The organism is Acinetobacter sp. 797_lipA (assembly GCF_058243025.1).
In genome coordinates this window covers 777582-790920 of the sequence record NZ_JBZAYQ010000001.1, presented here as the reverse complement: position 1 = coordinate 790920, position 13339 = coordinate 777582, and the positions used below count along the sequence as shown (strand labels likewise).

The window sequence follows — 13339 nt, the reverse complement described above, 5'->3', positions numbered from 1 at the left end:
ACTTTTAACTCACCTGTTAATTCTACGACTCTTATCACCGATTCTTTACGATCCAATAGTTCTCGTTAAAAATCCTGAATGTAAATTTCAAAGATAATTTGCATTCGATTCAGTTTAGATAACATCTATTGTCAAAAGATTATCTCCCTCCAAGATATTTAGAACTTGTGTTTCATGCAATAAATTTGATAATGCTCTTATACTTTCTTTTCTTGTAATACCTACTTTCCCCGTATCTTCCATTGATAACAACAGATTTATCAAAATTCTGACATTTTTCGAAAAACTATCCACAAAATTTTTACCCAACACGTTCTCTGTTGAACTAACTAAAGAGAAAACGTTCGAATTAATTAATGAAATAAAGTGCGCACGATAATTAAAAAATGGAAGTTCAGTACACATAATAAGTAAAGTCCTATAAATAGACTGACTTAATGCAGAAGTATCCTCTTCACTTTTAACAGCTAATTTAAAAAAAATTATCTGTGCTGCCAATGCATCCAATCCAGCTAAACACTCTAGCTGGCGTAATTTTCTTTTAGATAGGTTGGTAACTAATAAACTCCCACAATCGTATTTGTTAGCTTTATAAAGAATACGTTGGACTTCCCACGAAAGATTTCTAAGCTCAACACTTAACAGCGAATCAATACTAATGGAGTTATTCATGACTTGCCAAAGAGTATGTTTAAGAAGCATAGAGCTGCCTTCTACATGAAATTCTGCTTGGCCTATAAGGATAGGACTTGGAGTATGTTTACCTAAGCGATAACCTCGCCATTTATTATTATGATAAGCATCACCATACTTATTTTTATTAAAAGCATCTGGCTCAATTACTTTTTCAATTTGATAATCTGATTTTTTAGATAAATTGACCCTGATATACCAATACCATAATGAAACTCGAACGATATCTAGCTCACTTCTTTTTTCCATTTGTGTATTTTGCATTTTTTAGTCAGTCTCAAAAAAAAATCCTACTTATGATTATTTATAATTTAAAAACAATAAATTAGAAATTTGTATAGAGTAAAAAATTGAGCTAACTTTACTTTCTACACAACTTTTTTTAAAAGATATATGCTTCTGTTGTGACAGGATAATACAAGAAGCCCTATGCAAAACCATTTAATAGTTGATGCAGCAACAATAGAAAAAGAGCTATTTGACCGTTACGGCCCACTAATAGCTGATGATGCTCTAAGAATTGCTTTAGGTTACAAAACCACAGATGCTTTTCGTCAAGCATTAACACGTAAAACCGTTCCTATTCCTATTTTCACTTTCCCAAATCGTCGTGGAAAATATGCGTTAGTAAAAGATGTTGCTACATGGCTAGCAAACCAAAGAAACTCATCTTTAGATCCGAACCATAACCACTAAATTTTCATTCTTCAAAAATTATTATGGAGTCATCATGAAAAACTAAACCAAAAATCAATAAAAAACGGACCCTAAAAAGGATCCGTTCGTGACTTTATATAGAAGCATATAAAGACCTGAGAATCATAGTATCTTCTCTATATCGTCACCAGTCAAGTAAGTGCTATTCAATCGTAATAGTACAGATTAACTCATTCTCAAATATCTATTGAGAATAGGATTACTTCTGGATAAACAGATATGTCTTATAAAACAGTTTTTTCAAAAACTGATATTCAAATAAATATCCTTGAACAAATCAGGATTGCCTTTGAATCAACAGCAAATGTAGCAGCTACACTTCATGGGCAACGTAAAATCTATCAAGGTGCTTTTGGCCGTCGAACTTCCCTATTCCCTAGTCAAAAGTGTTGCGGTGCAATACCACTAGAAAGCCGTCTTGAACTGGCACATGCAATACATTTAGAACAAGATCCCAACATCATAAATTATCGCTCACAAGCATTAAAAATTTTACTTATCAATGAACAATATTGTTTTCCAGATTTTTTAGTTAAAACAGTAAAAGGTAGTTATGAGATTCATGAGGTCAAACCATCCATAGCATCACTATCAACAGATGATTTAAATCGCTTTGCAATACTATCTGATCTACTCCACTCGATTGATATTACTTTTAAGCTAATAGATCACATAGACTTACCAAGTGAATCAGAAATTTCGCAGCTACTTTACTGGTATCAAAGAGGACATAGATTCAATTGGAACACCCTCGAAATCAATTACGCCTTACGTCACTTAAATTTCGAAGAATTTGATACTTCACAGCAAGTCTATAAAACTCTTGAATCAATAGGTCTTAAACAAGAACTAGCTGATTATTTATTTTTTCATAAAAAAATTAAGCTCCGCTCAGAAAATATGAATAGTCGAAAGGTCTATTAATATGGAAAACTCTCTTTTTATACCTCAACCTGGTTTTCGTTTTTATTTTAAAGCACATCCCGACTATATTTTTGAAATCGGATCTATAACCTATAATGCTATTCGGTATGCTGCTATAGCTGGTGGAAAGTCATTTTCAATAACACCCAACGAATTCGAAAGTCGCTATAAATTAGGTGAAATTTTATGTGTATTTGCACCTGAGAAACTCATAATCAACCCAAAATACAGTTTAGAACTTCATCGCAAAGAGCGCTATGTTGTCAATGCATTACAACTATTGGAGTACCCTACAAGTATTAATCTGCTTTCCGAATTAATCCCCCAAATAGCTTCCGATATTAATGACCTTAACCCACCTTCGTGCCGTACTGTGGCAAGATGGATCAATAAATATAAAAATTCTTCTCAGAATAAACTGTGCTTGCATAATAAACATTCAGGTAATCGCAGTTTACGATTCTCTCCTGAAATTTATCAAATTCTAAATCAAGCAATTAATGAAGTCTATTTAAAGCCTGAATACAGAAGTGGTAAAGACGTACAAGCCTATATGCTTGGTCGATTCATGGAGCAAGGCATCCCATTAGAACAGTTACCAACACTTCGTAGTATCCAGCGACATATCAAAAAATTAGATCCTTATATTGAATTTAAAATAAAAAAAGGGTCCCGAATAGCGAAGAAAAAATTTCAAGCTGCTGGCAAAAGTATCATTAGTCCATTCGCTCTTTATATGGTCGAAATTGATACACACTATTTAGATCTAATCGTGATTGATCCGAAGACGAAACTTGCCTTAGGTCGACCATTTCTCGCATGTGCAATTGATATCTACTCTAGAGCCATTGTTGGAACTTATATCAATATGTACCCCCCTAGTGCTGCAACTACATTAGAAGTTATCAAAGATATGATTACTCGGCCAAACCAAAAGTTACCAGGAGGAATCCCAAGTATCATCATTCCAGATAATGGTGTGGAGTTTAAAAACAATGCTCTCGAACGAGTATGTGAACAGCTGAAAATTACTTTGACTCCTTCCCAAGTAGGTACACCTAATAACAAGCCTCATATTGAACGTTTTTTTAGTACGCTCACACATGGGATTATACAAAAACTACCGGGTACAACTTTTTCTAATCCAACGAATAGAGGTGAATATAATTCAAGTAAAATTGCACAATTAACTTTAGAACAATTAAAACAATATATAGATACTTGGATTCATGAAGTTTATCACCGATCTATCCATCACACGACAGGACGTTCACCTATCATCATGTGGCAAGATGCCATTGAAGATATACGACCGAGTTTTCTTACAGATATAGATGCAAAAATTTTATGCCGTAGGCCTATTGAAAGAAGCATTAATCACGGTCAAGTACGTGTAGATGGTATTAGTTATTTTTCACATGCTCTAACTACACTACAAGCTAAAGGCATAAAAAAAGTTACTGTGCTTATAGATGATTTAAATTTAAATGAAGTTTTTATCATTGATCCCAACAAGAAAGATTTAATCATTCAAGCAGATTCAACCAATCAAGACTATACATTTGGATTAACACGAGTAACCCATCTTGAAGTTCAAAAACTAAAGAAAATCCAATCTCGATCTGATAAACAAAAAATTGGTTCGATGTCCGATTTATATTATCTGTATAAACTTATGCATGAGATTCAAACTAATCTTGTGAGACGAAAGCCAAGATTGAAACCACTTACTCTTGAGCTTCCCAAGCAGCTACAGAGGATCGAAGAACAACTATTCTCAAAAGACAAGGATATTGTTGAACAAGCTGTTTCCTCAGTAAATGTACCTACACCAATTGATCAATTTGGTTCATTGGAGGTATTTAAACATGGAAAAATTTGAGAATCGTTTTGAAAAAATTCGATCTATTAACAATATTGTTATTACTTCTAATGAATTTATGGCCGCTTTCACAGGTATACAAGATTGTGTAAAAAGAAGTATTTCATTTAGTGAACCTGTTGGAAGTATGCTTCTTGCTGAAGGGGGACTTGGAAAAACCACCCTCTGTAAAACAATCTTGAGTCTGATGCCTCGCACAGAAAAAATTGAGAAAGATCATAAAAAAAGCATCATTCCTGTGTGCTATGTAGAAGTACCATCGCCTGCTACAGTTAAATCATTAGCAATAACTATGCTTAAAGAACTAGGAGATCCAACTTATGAAAATGGATATGGTACTACTGAATACTTAACTAGCAGGCTTATTTATTTACTCGCACAATGCGAAACCAAACTTATATTCTTAGATGAATTTCATCATTTATTTGAGCGTAAACCAACATCTACAAGAATGAATCGGACTACAGGAAATTGGCTTAAAACGCTAGTAAACCGAACAGGGATTAGTTTTTGTTTAGTTGGTTTACCTGAGTTTGTCCCACTACTTCAAGTTGATAGCCAGATTGCACGTAGATTCCCATTCATCTACCACCTTAATCCATTAGCTGTTGATCCTTCAAATGGCGGGAGCATGTTTGCATTTCTTGCTGAAGTTGCAAGAACACTCAATAAGCAAAATATCACTTTCTCACCACCTCTAGATAGCCAGCTCGTAGGCATGCAAATTCAACTAGCAACAAAAGGCTATCACTCATATGTAATGAGCCTGATTAGGGAAAGTATTACACATGCTTTAAATGATAATAGGCAAATCATAAATTCCAATGACTTCAGTTATGCATGGAAGCTAGGCATCACGCTATACATCAGCAAACAAAATAAAAATCCATTTGAAATGAACATTTCACAAATCATTTCATTAATTTAATAGTCAGAATTATGCAAAATCCTCTTTTAATACAAGCAATACCTCATGAAGATGAGTCACCAATGAGTTTCTTGTTAAGAACAGCAGAACTCAATGCACATAGTTCAATTTTTAATTTAATAGGCAAAGAAAAGTATAAATCTATCATTCGTCAGTCTTTGAATTATCATATTTCTGATATGAAACGCTTCACTCAAGTGTTAGAAGTATTAAATCTTGATAGTTCTTATAAATTTCTAGCTTTTGAAAGATCAAGGCCAACCAATAGATCTCCTATAATGATTGGAACAATTGAAGTCCCCCATGAATTATTAGAATTAGAAGGTTTACGCTACTGTGGCTTTGTTGCACAAAGATTTGAAATGCAAAGCGCCCCTAATTGAGCTAAATTTAAGGCGTAACTTGGGTAAGTGGTCGACCTAATTCCGTAAATCTGTTAAGGACTGCTACACGTGCATGGATTTCATTCACTTGGCTATCAAAACTCCTTGCGCTGAGTTTATCTCCTAATAATTTGATGCAATGCATCTTAGTTTCAACCAAACTTCGCCGATGATAGCCTGACCATTTTTTCCATAGTGTCCTGCCTAAACGTTTAATTGTTCGAAGTAATTCATTTCGCTCTAGCGAGCTACTCTTTGTATCTTTCCATGGTTTCGCATTTTTTCTAGGTGGAATCACCGCATGCGCTTGCCGATCTGCAATGACCTGACGGCATTGCTTGGTGTCATAAGCTCCATCGGTATAAACAGAGTTAATCTGCTCATCTTGTGGAATCTGATTAAGTAAATCACCAAGCACCTGTGAATCACTGACATTATTGGTTGTAAGCTGAACTGCTCGTATTTGTAGGGTTTTAGCATCTATACCAATATGAAGTTTACGCCATTGGCGACGATATTCAGGTCCATGTTTCTTGCGTTTCCATTCGCCCTCACCTAGAAACTTCATGCCTGTAGAGTCCATGAGTAGATGCAGCCCATCGCTACTTTTTTGGTAGCTGATTACAATATCAATATGCTTTTGTCTTCTACAAAGCGTGGTGTAATCTGGAGCTATCCAATTTAATCCGCAAAGTTTAATCAGACTTTGCACAAAGCCAGTGACCATACGTAAAGACAGACGGAATAAGGATTTAATCATTAAGCAGCATTGGATGGCTGCGTCAGAGTAGGTTTGATTTCGCCCTTGTTTGCCTTTTGATGGCGCATACCATTGCGTAGCAGGATCAAACCAAATGGCAATATTTCCGCGACTCATGAGTGCTCGGTTATATGCGGGCCAATTGGTTGTGCGGTAGATTTTGTGTGTAGGCTTCTTCATTTGAAAATTATATCGCTGAAAAACCCTTTACAGATAGGTTTGTGCAACAAAGCCCGCTACTGTCCCACTTGTCTTTCTGAAAAAGCATATCTTAGAAAAATATGGACATTAAAGCCTATACATGCATGTCCAATACATTCTTGTTTGTTAATTTATTCTTGTCCTCAATGTAAGAATTTTCTTCTCCCCAAAACAGGGGTTCTAAACTGTTCTCGCTGCGGTTTTAAATTAGATAAAGCACCTGTACAGAAAGTAAAATCAATGGAAAGTGTCTATTGGTTTCTTGACATACTGACTCATAGTTCAAATAAAGTTTTTTCAGATTTTGCATCATGCTGGAAAGCATTCAATTCTTTCTTAAAAGATGATAATTCCAATACAAATGAAAATATTTTTTTTAAAGTGTATGAATATTTTTCTGACCCAGAGACTTCTGCCATAAAATTAAGTGAAAATATTAACAATAGAAGTGAGAATTCTCATCCACGTATTCTATTGCTACCATTTCTAAAACATAAAAAACTTTTCAAGGCGAATTCAAACATGAGGTGCGACAGTTTGAAAAGTCTTATGATAATCAACAAGCTGAGCAAATTTCTCTAATGGTGTAAGCCAATCTAACGCTTTTCTAGGACGAGTATTCAGTGACATGGCAACTTGATTTAAATAATGCTGATCTGCCTGATTTAAATCAATCCCTTTAGGTAAATATTGCCTAATTAAACCATTCATATTTTCGCATGTGCCTTTTTGCCAGGGTGAATGTGGGTCACAGAAATATACATCTATGCCTAAATCTTCTTCAAGTATTTTATGTTCTGCCATCTCGCGTCCACGGTCATAGGTCAACGTTTTACGCAGTTCTGCAGGTAAATATTTCAGAGCTTCAGTTAAAGCCTTGCGCACTGATTCTGCCTTTGCATCAGGTAATGTTGCCAAGATACAGAGCCGTGTATTTCGTTCAATAAGTGTTGCTATCGAACTTTTATTGTCTTTACCTTTAATTAAATCAGCTTCCCAATGACCCGGTATTTTTCTTTCTTGAACTTCGGCTGGGCGCTCATGAATAGTTTTAATATCCTGTAATATAGAATCTTTTTTAGGTTCACCGTTAGCTTTTCGCTTTTTATTTTCATGACGCAGACAGGATAATAAGTCTTTTTTCAACTCACCCTTGGGTAATGCGCGTATCGTTGAATAAATCGTTGTATGGCTTACATTCATTGTTTGATCCAAATCAGGAAATGTCTTTAAACGCTTTGCTATTTGCTGAGGAGACCATAAACAACGGATCGCTTCAACAATAAATTTCCAGAGGATTGAATCGATTTTGAGTTTTCTGTGACCACGTCTACGTCTAGCAAAAGTGTTATCAGAAGCATATCGAGCTTGATAAACGTCATTGATGCTATTTCTTTTAAGCTCACGATAGATCGTACTAGGATGTCTTTTAATAAGTTCAGCAAATTTTCTGGCTGAAAAGCCTTCTTTTCTTGACTCAAGCATTAATGCAGTACGATCTTCAAAGTTAAGATGATGGTATGACAATTTTATATACTCCATAAACCCTTTAAATTAATTAGGTGGTTTATGTCGCACTTCAAGTTTTACTCTGCCCAACAAGCATATTAAAATCACCGAAAAGAATTCTTCAGAATATAGAATTAGTGAAAATAGTATTTCCAGAAATCTTAGAAATTATGAAATACAACTGATCTTAAATATTTCTCGATTTGAGCTTGAGAAATTGATAGAAAATGACTTTTTGAAGCTTGGACAGAAAGAACTCTACAAAGGAGATATTGCTAGCAGAGACATAGAACACTTCTTAATTGATACATATTCTCAACCTAAATCTGCACTTCTCAATAGCATCGAAGCACCCGCAGACAATGATAGTATGCAATTAAAGGATGTTGCTAAGTTGTTAGATATCAATTATGACATTGCTAGAAAACTAGCAAAAGCTGGATGGTTCAAATTAGAGAATACAAATGAAATACCACAGACTTTCAAAAAATATTCAAAAGAAAAGGTGAATGAATAGGACTTACGCACTATTATTTATAGATTCTCTGTGGTAGCAGATGATTTTTATCGAGAATAAAGTCATCAATGAAGTTTTTGATAACTGGTCTAAATAATTTCTTCTGCCAACGATATACATTTTCAAAGATCCGCTCAAACTGGTTCTTTTGTATCTCGACGTAGGCCATCAAGGCTGAAAAAATATGATTCAAAATCAGTTTAGATCGTCTTACTTGAAACTTTTCAATATGACAAACCTGTTTAATCACCCGGTGATATTGCTCTATTTTCCAATGACTTGAATGTAATTCATGAAAACCCTCAAAGGACAATAAATCATCTTCATCTTGATGCACAATATAAAACCTCTGCTGTTCTTTTAACTGAGTCTTAAATAATTGTACAAAGCCAAAATCTTTGAGCCAGACCACTTGACCCTGATGGAAATTTGGCAATAAACGCAGTTGAAACCATTGTCCTTTTTCTGGGGAAACCTTACGGTTACAGTCGATACCAAACATAAATCGAATACCATATTTTCTTATGGTTTTTAGATTTCCAGTCGATGAATACCAACTATCACCTGTAATAAATTGAATCTTTGCACCCCAACTGAGTACTTCACTTAACATATCCATAAAGTAATCATTCTTGGTTTTACTTTCAGATTTGTCATAAATTCGGAAATTAATTGGAATATTTTGACCATTCTGATCTGTCGCATACAAGGTAATGAGATTAATACCCTTGACGGATCGGTGGTGTTTGCCTGACCAAAAATAGCTAACCAAGTCCATATGTTGACTATAGGGTTTATCTAAAACAGTATCATCAATACTGACTATAAGTTTATTATTATCAATATGTTGAATTGCTTCTTGATATAGGTCGTGAGGTGTGTAGTCTTCACGTTCTAGAAAGCGATTTACACTATCATGCGAGATGTTATAAGTCTCGGCAAGTTGTGTGCAGCTAATAGAGTTCGGTTCTGTCATGAGAAAGCCCATATAAATGGGTAATGTACAAGTTGCTGTAGAAGCATGTTTAATTCGTCTGATCACAGATACTTTATAAAGTATTTTAATACTTTTTTGAATCCGTCAATGCGTAAGTCCTAATGAATTCAAAGAAAACTACATACTCGTTAGTCCACTAGCAACACAGCTAAAGGCATCTCCAACTAATCTAGTGGAAAAATTAGGGGCTTTAGGTATTACTCCTACTAATGGTCCACATATAGATTCAACTGCAATAAATATTTTTTTAAAGACTGATGTCCAAGATATAAAGCCAGATGACTTAATTATGATTAAAGGTTATCCGACTCGTTCTGGAAGGCAAAAAAATACCTTAAATGAAATATCGCATAGTAAGGATTATTACTCTTTAAAAAATGCTGCCGCACTCTTAGAAATCAGCCCCAATAAGGTTGCTGTACTTGTTCAAAAAGGAATTCTGATCAAAGATAAGAACAATCCTTTATCAGTTCAAATAGAAGCTAGCTCTCTATTAAGTCTGAAGAACAAACTCAATAGCGAAAATTATATTTCCTATGTAGATGCAGCAAAGCAATTAAATTGTCCCATGAACTGGATGAAAAAATATTGGTGCAATACAGGCTTCTTAAGCATTGAAGATTTAGTCTATTGGAAGCTCATTCCGCGAGAAGAACTCAGTGAAGTACTTAAATTGAAGGAAGTCTATATGACAGGTACTGAAGCTAGTGCATTACTAAGTATGCGTCATTCACATATCACAAACTTGCAAAAGCAAGGACTTATCAAAACCTATTACATGGGTAAAACTGATAAAAAAATTAGGCTTTTTAAACGTTCTGATGTATTAGGTCTAATGGCTTAAATTTATTGAGTCTATAAAATTGATTATCACTTTTGATTATGCGTTCTTCGTATAATTAAAAGCGAATCATTTGGAATTTCTACTTTCACCTTGATAGGAACCATATTCCCATTTTGATCTTTAGCTTTAGATGTATATTGGACTAAAGCATTTTTCCCAACACCTCTTAACAAGACTTCAGCATCTTTAATTTCTATGTATTCACCTTTCTTCTCTCCAATTCTGGCTTCAGGAAAAAAATCTTTGAATACTAATTTGATATAAATAAGGCTATTTTTATCGTCTTCTCGTACAGAGCCTAGTGTATTAGTAATTAAAAAATTGCTCTCTTTTCCTGCGTAAAAAAGATATACAGCACTAGGTACAATTAATATATAAAGCAATATTATTAAAAGCTTTTTATTTTTATCATCCTTTTCACTTTCAGTTAATTCTTCATTATTTAATTTTTCTATTTTTAAATGCTTTATGAATTTATCTATACAAAATTTTAGCAGTAAACTTAAAAAAATCATTGTAATCAAATTCAATAATTTTCCACCATAAAAAGCAAACACAAAGGCCAAGCCAAAAACTGAAAGTAAAAACTTGATAAAAAATTTTCCAATTCGATCAACACTTTCTTTCAAATCTAATTTAATAAAAAAAAGATTCAATAATTTTTTGGCTAACTTTTCTCTAAAAGAAAACAAGGTGATACATATATTTTTTAATACACTTAATATACCAACTAAAGTATTTCCAAGAGCATAGTGTGACCCTAGAAATAACAGATAAACAAAACAAAATTTAATTGTGATAAGAAAGAATAAAAGGCCATCCCCCAACGACAAATCAGTTGGAAAATACCCAATGTATATAAAGTAAATAAGAATCAAGCATATACCAAAACCAATAACAAATTTGGTTAATAGCCCACTATAGTCAAGAAGATTTTTTGTTTTTTGAAGCAAGAAAAGAATGAAATCCACATTTTCCTCAGATTATAGATCATTGTTTATTTTAAATTTTCACGATAATTCTACCAAAATTATTCTTTTTAATAACTAGTAGAAAGTTAACCTAAAAAATGTTAAAAAACCATTAATATCATAATATTAAAAATAGTCTATAGTTAAATCAGTCTAGTTCATAACTTCTCTATAGATTTATAAATTTTTTGAGGGAAAAAAATGTCTTTTGACGCATCACCATCTTGGAGTGGCTTCAACTATCAAGGCAAGGTTGCCCTGTTCTATGCTTTGAAATGTATCAATTCAGAATTGATTGAGAAAGACTTCTCAGGTTACAGCTTAATGCTAGAAGATAATGAAGATTTTGAAATAATTATTGATGAAGTATCTACTTCCTTTCATCAAGTAAAAGCATATGAAAAAAGTAGCTATAGTAAATATTCAGATGCTCTTTTGGAAATAACTTTAGAAATTTCAAAAAATCCAAATGTGATTGGAAAAATTCACACATGGAAGGTCATAAACTTTAAATCTGATTGTACCGACCTTCGATCATCAATTTCAGATGATATCCAGAAAATTTTAGATGAATATCATGCTGCAACTGATCAAAATTCGATTCTTCACAAAGCTGCATCTAATGCAAAAAAAACCTGCAAAACTACGTCTATTATTAGAAATGCATTTACAGATAAGTCAGATGAAGAGTTAGCCTTACAGTTACAATCTATTCTAAGTGGGACAAATGATGCTTTATCTAGAATTTCTGCATATGAATATGATGACGGAAATTCATTTTGTGATCTTAGCGATGTCAATGCAAAGATTAAATCAGAGCTATCAATTTGTTTTTCCCAAAGAAATATTCCTGTAACAACGAGCCAATTAAATAAAGCATTTCTGTACTTTTTAGGAATTATGGATAGGTATATTATTGATCGCCATAAGAATAAACAAAACTCAAAAAAATTTCCTATAAAATTTACTGAAATAATTGACGCTGTTACTGTAGATCATGAAGATGTGAGTAAAGAGTATATAGCTCACAAATTTAAGGAGCGATTTTTCTTCCATATTGACCATTATATGGAAGATCCAGATGAAGAATACCAGTCACCAGAATTTGGGAAAGTATGTAATTTACAAGAAATACGTAAAATATTATTAAGCCTTACTCCATATCAGCTTTGGGAACATTATCGTAATTTCTCTCCACAAATTAATCTTTTTAATAAGAATATTGATGATGCATTTGAAAGCAATAATGACGGAATTCGCCATATGCTTATACGTATTTTTCACGAAATTGATTTTAATTTAGCAATTCATAACCCATTAAAATTTAAGTTAATTTATCGTAACACCCTTCCACCATATCAACACTATCTACCAACTACTATTACGAATTCCTTTCGAAAGGTTACACAAATTGAAAGACAAATTACTTCAAACCCAAACATGATTGAAATTTTGTATGAAGTAGAAAATCTTATTTACAACGGCAATATCATACATCCAATATCACCTGCAGCTTCGATGCACACTGAAGCCCCTATTTCACAAGATGTTGATCAAAGACCCAAAAGGAATGAGGTTCTTCCCATCATTAATCTTATTCCATTAACTGATGCAAAGGATCAATTAGCTAAATGATTTCAATTATTAATAACATTATTTCAAGCAATGGATACCAATTAGTTGATATTGAATTAACAGATAAAAGACAAAATGTATTTCTTTTTAGCCCAATCTCTAACTCTCAAAAAGAAGAATACTTTATTACTATCCAATTAAATGAGCAATCCAATGATTCTGCAATAGAATTACTTGAGGATAGAGCTGAAGATTTATTTGAAGCTATAAAAAACTCAGGTAAAGTTGAACCTTATTTCATAAAAAATTGCACTATGTTGATCTGTCATGAGGATTCCTTAATACAAAGAGAAACTATATTTTTAATTGAAGAAGATGCTTATAATTTTAAAAAAAATGTCATCACTTGGCAGAGTAAAACTTGAAGTGCGACATAAA

The 13339-nt window shown here is 33.3% G+C and carries 15 protein-coding genes; 10 read left to right on the top strand and 5 right to left on the bottom strand.

Going from position 1 to position 13339, the window contains the following annotated elements:
- Positions 1 to 114: 114 nt before the first annotated feature.
- Complete coding sequence (locus tag AC4CU2_RS03805) at positions 115 to 957, bottom strand: hypothetical protein (protein WP_490768298.1); 843 nt, start codon at positions 955 to 957, stop codon at positions 115 to 117.
- 165 nt (positions 958 to 1122) lie between these two features.
- On the opposite strand from AC4CU2_RS03805, the gene AC4CU2_RS03800 reads away from it, so the two are divergent.
- From AC4CU2_RS03800 to AC4CU2_RS03780, 5 genes are all read left to right on the top strand, one after another.
- Positions 1123 to 1389 (top strand): hypothetical protein, encoded by a 267-nt coding sequence (locus tag AC4CU2_RS03800; RefSeq protein ID WP_490768297.1) that lies wholly within the window; start codon positions 1123 to 1125, stop codon positions 1387 to 1389.
- Between the two features lie 240 nt (positions 1390 to 1629).
- Positions 1630 to 2334: a hypothetical protein gene (locus AC4CU2_RS03795; protein ID WP_490768296.1), complete on the top strand. Its 705-nt coding sequence runs from the start codon at positions 1630 to 1632 to the stop codon at positions 2332 to 2334.
- A 1-nt stretch (position 2335) separates the two neighbouring features.
- The gene (locus AC4CU2_RS03790) at positions 2336 to 4216 is read left to right on the top strand and encodes a TnsB C-terminal domain-containing protein (RefSeq protein WP_490768295.1); all 1881 of its coding nucleotides are present in this window, start codon (positions 2336 to 2338) and stop codon (positions 4214 to 4216) included.
- A complete protein-coding gene (locus AC4CU2_RS03785) occupies positions 4203 to 5144 on the top strand; it encodes a TniB family NTP-binding protein (RefSeq protein ID WP_490768294.1) in 942 nt (313 codons plus the stop codon). The genes AC4CU2_RS03790 and AC4CU2_RS03785 overlap by 14 nt, the downstream gene beginning before the upstream one ends.
- Before the next feature lie 11 nt (positions 5145 to 5155).
- Positions 5156 to 5527: a hypothetical protein gene (locus AC4CU2_RS03780; protein WP_490768293.1), complete on the top strand. Its 372-nt coding sequence runs from the start codon at positions 5156 to 5158 to the stop codon at positions 5525 to 5527.
- 7 nt (positions 5528 to 5534) lie between these two features.
- On the opposite strand, the gene AC4CU2_RS03775 is transcribed toward AC4CU2_RS03780, so the two are convergent.
- A complete protein-coding gene (locus tag AC4CU2_RS03775; RefSeq protein WP_063454701.1) occupies positions 5535 to 6467 on the bottom strand; it encodes an IS5-like element ISAba12 family transposase in 933 nt (310 codons plus the stop codon).
- Here AC4CU2_RS03775 and AC4CU2_RS03770 point away from each other — a divergent pair.
- Positions 6450 to 7070 carry a TniQ family protein gene (locus AC4CU2_RS03770; RefSeq protein WP_490768292.1) on the top strand — a complete coding sequence of 207 codons (621 nt, stop codon included), beginning with the start codon at positions 6450 to 6452 and terminating at the stop codon, positions 7068 to 7070. The two genes, AC4CU2_RS03775 and AC4CU2_RS03770, sit on opposite strands and share 18 nt — an antisense overlap.
- On the opposite strand, the gene AC4CU2_RS03765 is transcribed toward AC4CU2_RS03770, so the two are convergent.
- The gene (locus AC4CU2_RS03765; protein WP_010326927.1) at positions 7005 to 8030 is read right to left on the bottom strand and encodes an IS30-like element ISAba125 family transposase; all 1026 of its coding nucleotides are present in this window, start codon (positions 8028 to 8030) and stop codon (positions 7005 to 7007) included. The two genes, AC4CU2_RS03770 and AC4CU2_RS03765, sit on opposite strands and share 66 nt — an antisense overlap.
- Positions 8031 to 8232: 202 nt before the next feature.
- Between AC4CU2_RS03765 and AC4CU2_RS03760 the strand changes: the two genes are divergently transcribed.
- Complete coding sequence (locus AC4CU2_RS03760; protein ID WP_490768291.1) at positions 8233 to 8514, top strand: hypothetical protein; 282 nt, start codon at positions 8233 to 8235, stop codon at positions 8512 to 8514.
- Positions 8515 to 8527: 13 nt separating this feature from the next.
- Here AC4CU2_RS03760 and AC4CU2_RS03755 read toward each other — a convergent pair whose 3' ends face one another.
- On the bottom strand, positions 8528 to 9556 hold the full coding sequence (locus AC4CU2_RS03755) for an IS701 family transposase (RefSeq protein ID WP_007116247.1): 1029 nt from the start codon (positions 9554 to 9556) through the stop codon (positions 8528 to 8530).
- 127 nt (positions 9557 to 9683) lie between these two features.
- Here AC4CU2_RS03755 and AC4CU2_RS03750 point away from each other — a divergent pair, with 127 nt between their 5' ends.
- Positions 9684 to 10355 (top strand): hypothetical protein, encoded by a 672-nt coding sequence (locus tag AC4CU2_RS03750; protein WP_490768290.1) that lies wholly within the window; start codon positions 9684 to 9686, stop codon positions 10353 to 10355.
- Positions 10356 to 10381: 26 nt separating this feature from the next.
- Here AC4CU2_RS03750 and AC4CU2_RS03745 read toward each other — a convergent pair whose 3' ends face one another.
- Complete coding sequence (locus AC4CU2_RS03745) at positions 10382 to 11326, bottom strand: hypothetical protein (RefSeq protein WP_490768289.1); 945 nt, start codon at positions 11324 to 11326, stop codon at positions 10382 to 10384.
- Between the two features lie 201 nt (positions 11327 to 11527).
- Between AC4CU2_RS03745 and AC4CU2_RS03740 the strand changes: the two genes are divergently transcribed.
- Together AC4CU2_RS03740 and AC4CU2_RS03735 are read left to right on the top strand one after the other, a co-directional pair.
- Positions 11528 to 12961 carry an ABC-three component system protein gene (locus tag AC4CU2_RS03740; RefSeq protein WP_490768288.1) on the top strand — a complete coding sequence of 478 codons (1434 nt, stop codon included), beginning with the start codon at positions 11528 to 11530 and terminating at the stop codon, positions 12959 to 12961.
- Positions 12958 to 13326: an ABC-three component system middle component 1 gene (locus AC4CU2_RS03735; RefSeq protein ID WP_490768287.1), complete on the top strand. Its 369-nt coding sequence runs from the start codon at positions 12958 to 12960 to the stop codon at positions 13324 to 13326. The genes AC4CU2_RS03740 and AC4CU2_RS03735 overlap by 4 nt, the downstream gene beginning before the upstream one ends.
- Positions 13327 to 13339: the final 13 nt, after the last annotated feature.

Excerpts from the sequence above, each read along its gene's own strand:
- AC4CU2_RS03800 (WP_490768297.1), top strand. The coding sequence starts at position 1,123 with ATGCAAAACCATTTAATAGTTGATGCAGCAACAATAGAAAAAGAGCTA.
- AC4CU2_RS03735 (WP_490768287.1), top strand. The coding sequence starts at position 12,958 with ATGATTTCAATTATTAATAACATTATTTCAAGCAATGGATACCAATTA.
- AC4CU2_RS03780 (WP_490768293.1), top strand. The coding sequence starts at position 5,156 with ATGCAAAATCCTCTTTTAATACAAGCAATACCTCATGAAGATGAGTCA.
- AC4CU2_RS03765 (WP_010326927.1), bottom strand. The coding sequence starts at position 8,030 with ATGGAGTATATAAAATTGTCATACCATCATCTTAACTTTGAAGATCGT.
- AC4CU2_RS03775 (WP_063454701.1), bottom strand. The coding sequence starts at position 6,467 with ATGAAGAAGCCTACACACAAAATCTACCGCACAACCAATTGGCCCGCA.
- AC4CU2_RS03790 (WP_490768295.1), top strand. The coding sequence starts at position 2,336 with ATGGAAAACTCTCTTTTTATACCTCAACCTGGTTTTCGTTTTTATTTT.
- AC4CU2_RS03785 (WP_490768294.1), top strand. The coding sequence starts at position 4,203 with ATGGAAAAATTTGAGAATCGTTTTGAAAAAATTCGATCTATTAACAAT.
- AC4CU2_RS03805 (WP_490768298.1), bottom strand. The coding sequence starts at position 957 with ATGCAAAATACACAAATGGAAAAAAGAAGTGAGCTAGATATCGTTCGA.
- AC4CU2_RS03795 (WP_490768296.1), top strand. The coding sequence starts at position 1,630 with ATGTCTTATAAAACAGTTTTTTCAAAAACTGATATTCAAATAAATATC.
- AC4CU2_RS03740 (WP_490768288.1), top strand. The coding sequence starts at position 11,528 with ATGTCTTTTGACGCATCACCATCTTGGAGTGGCTTCAACTATCAAGGC.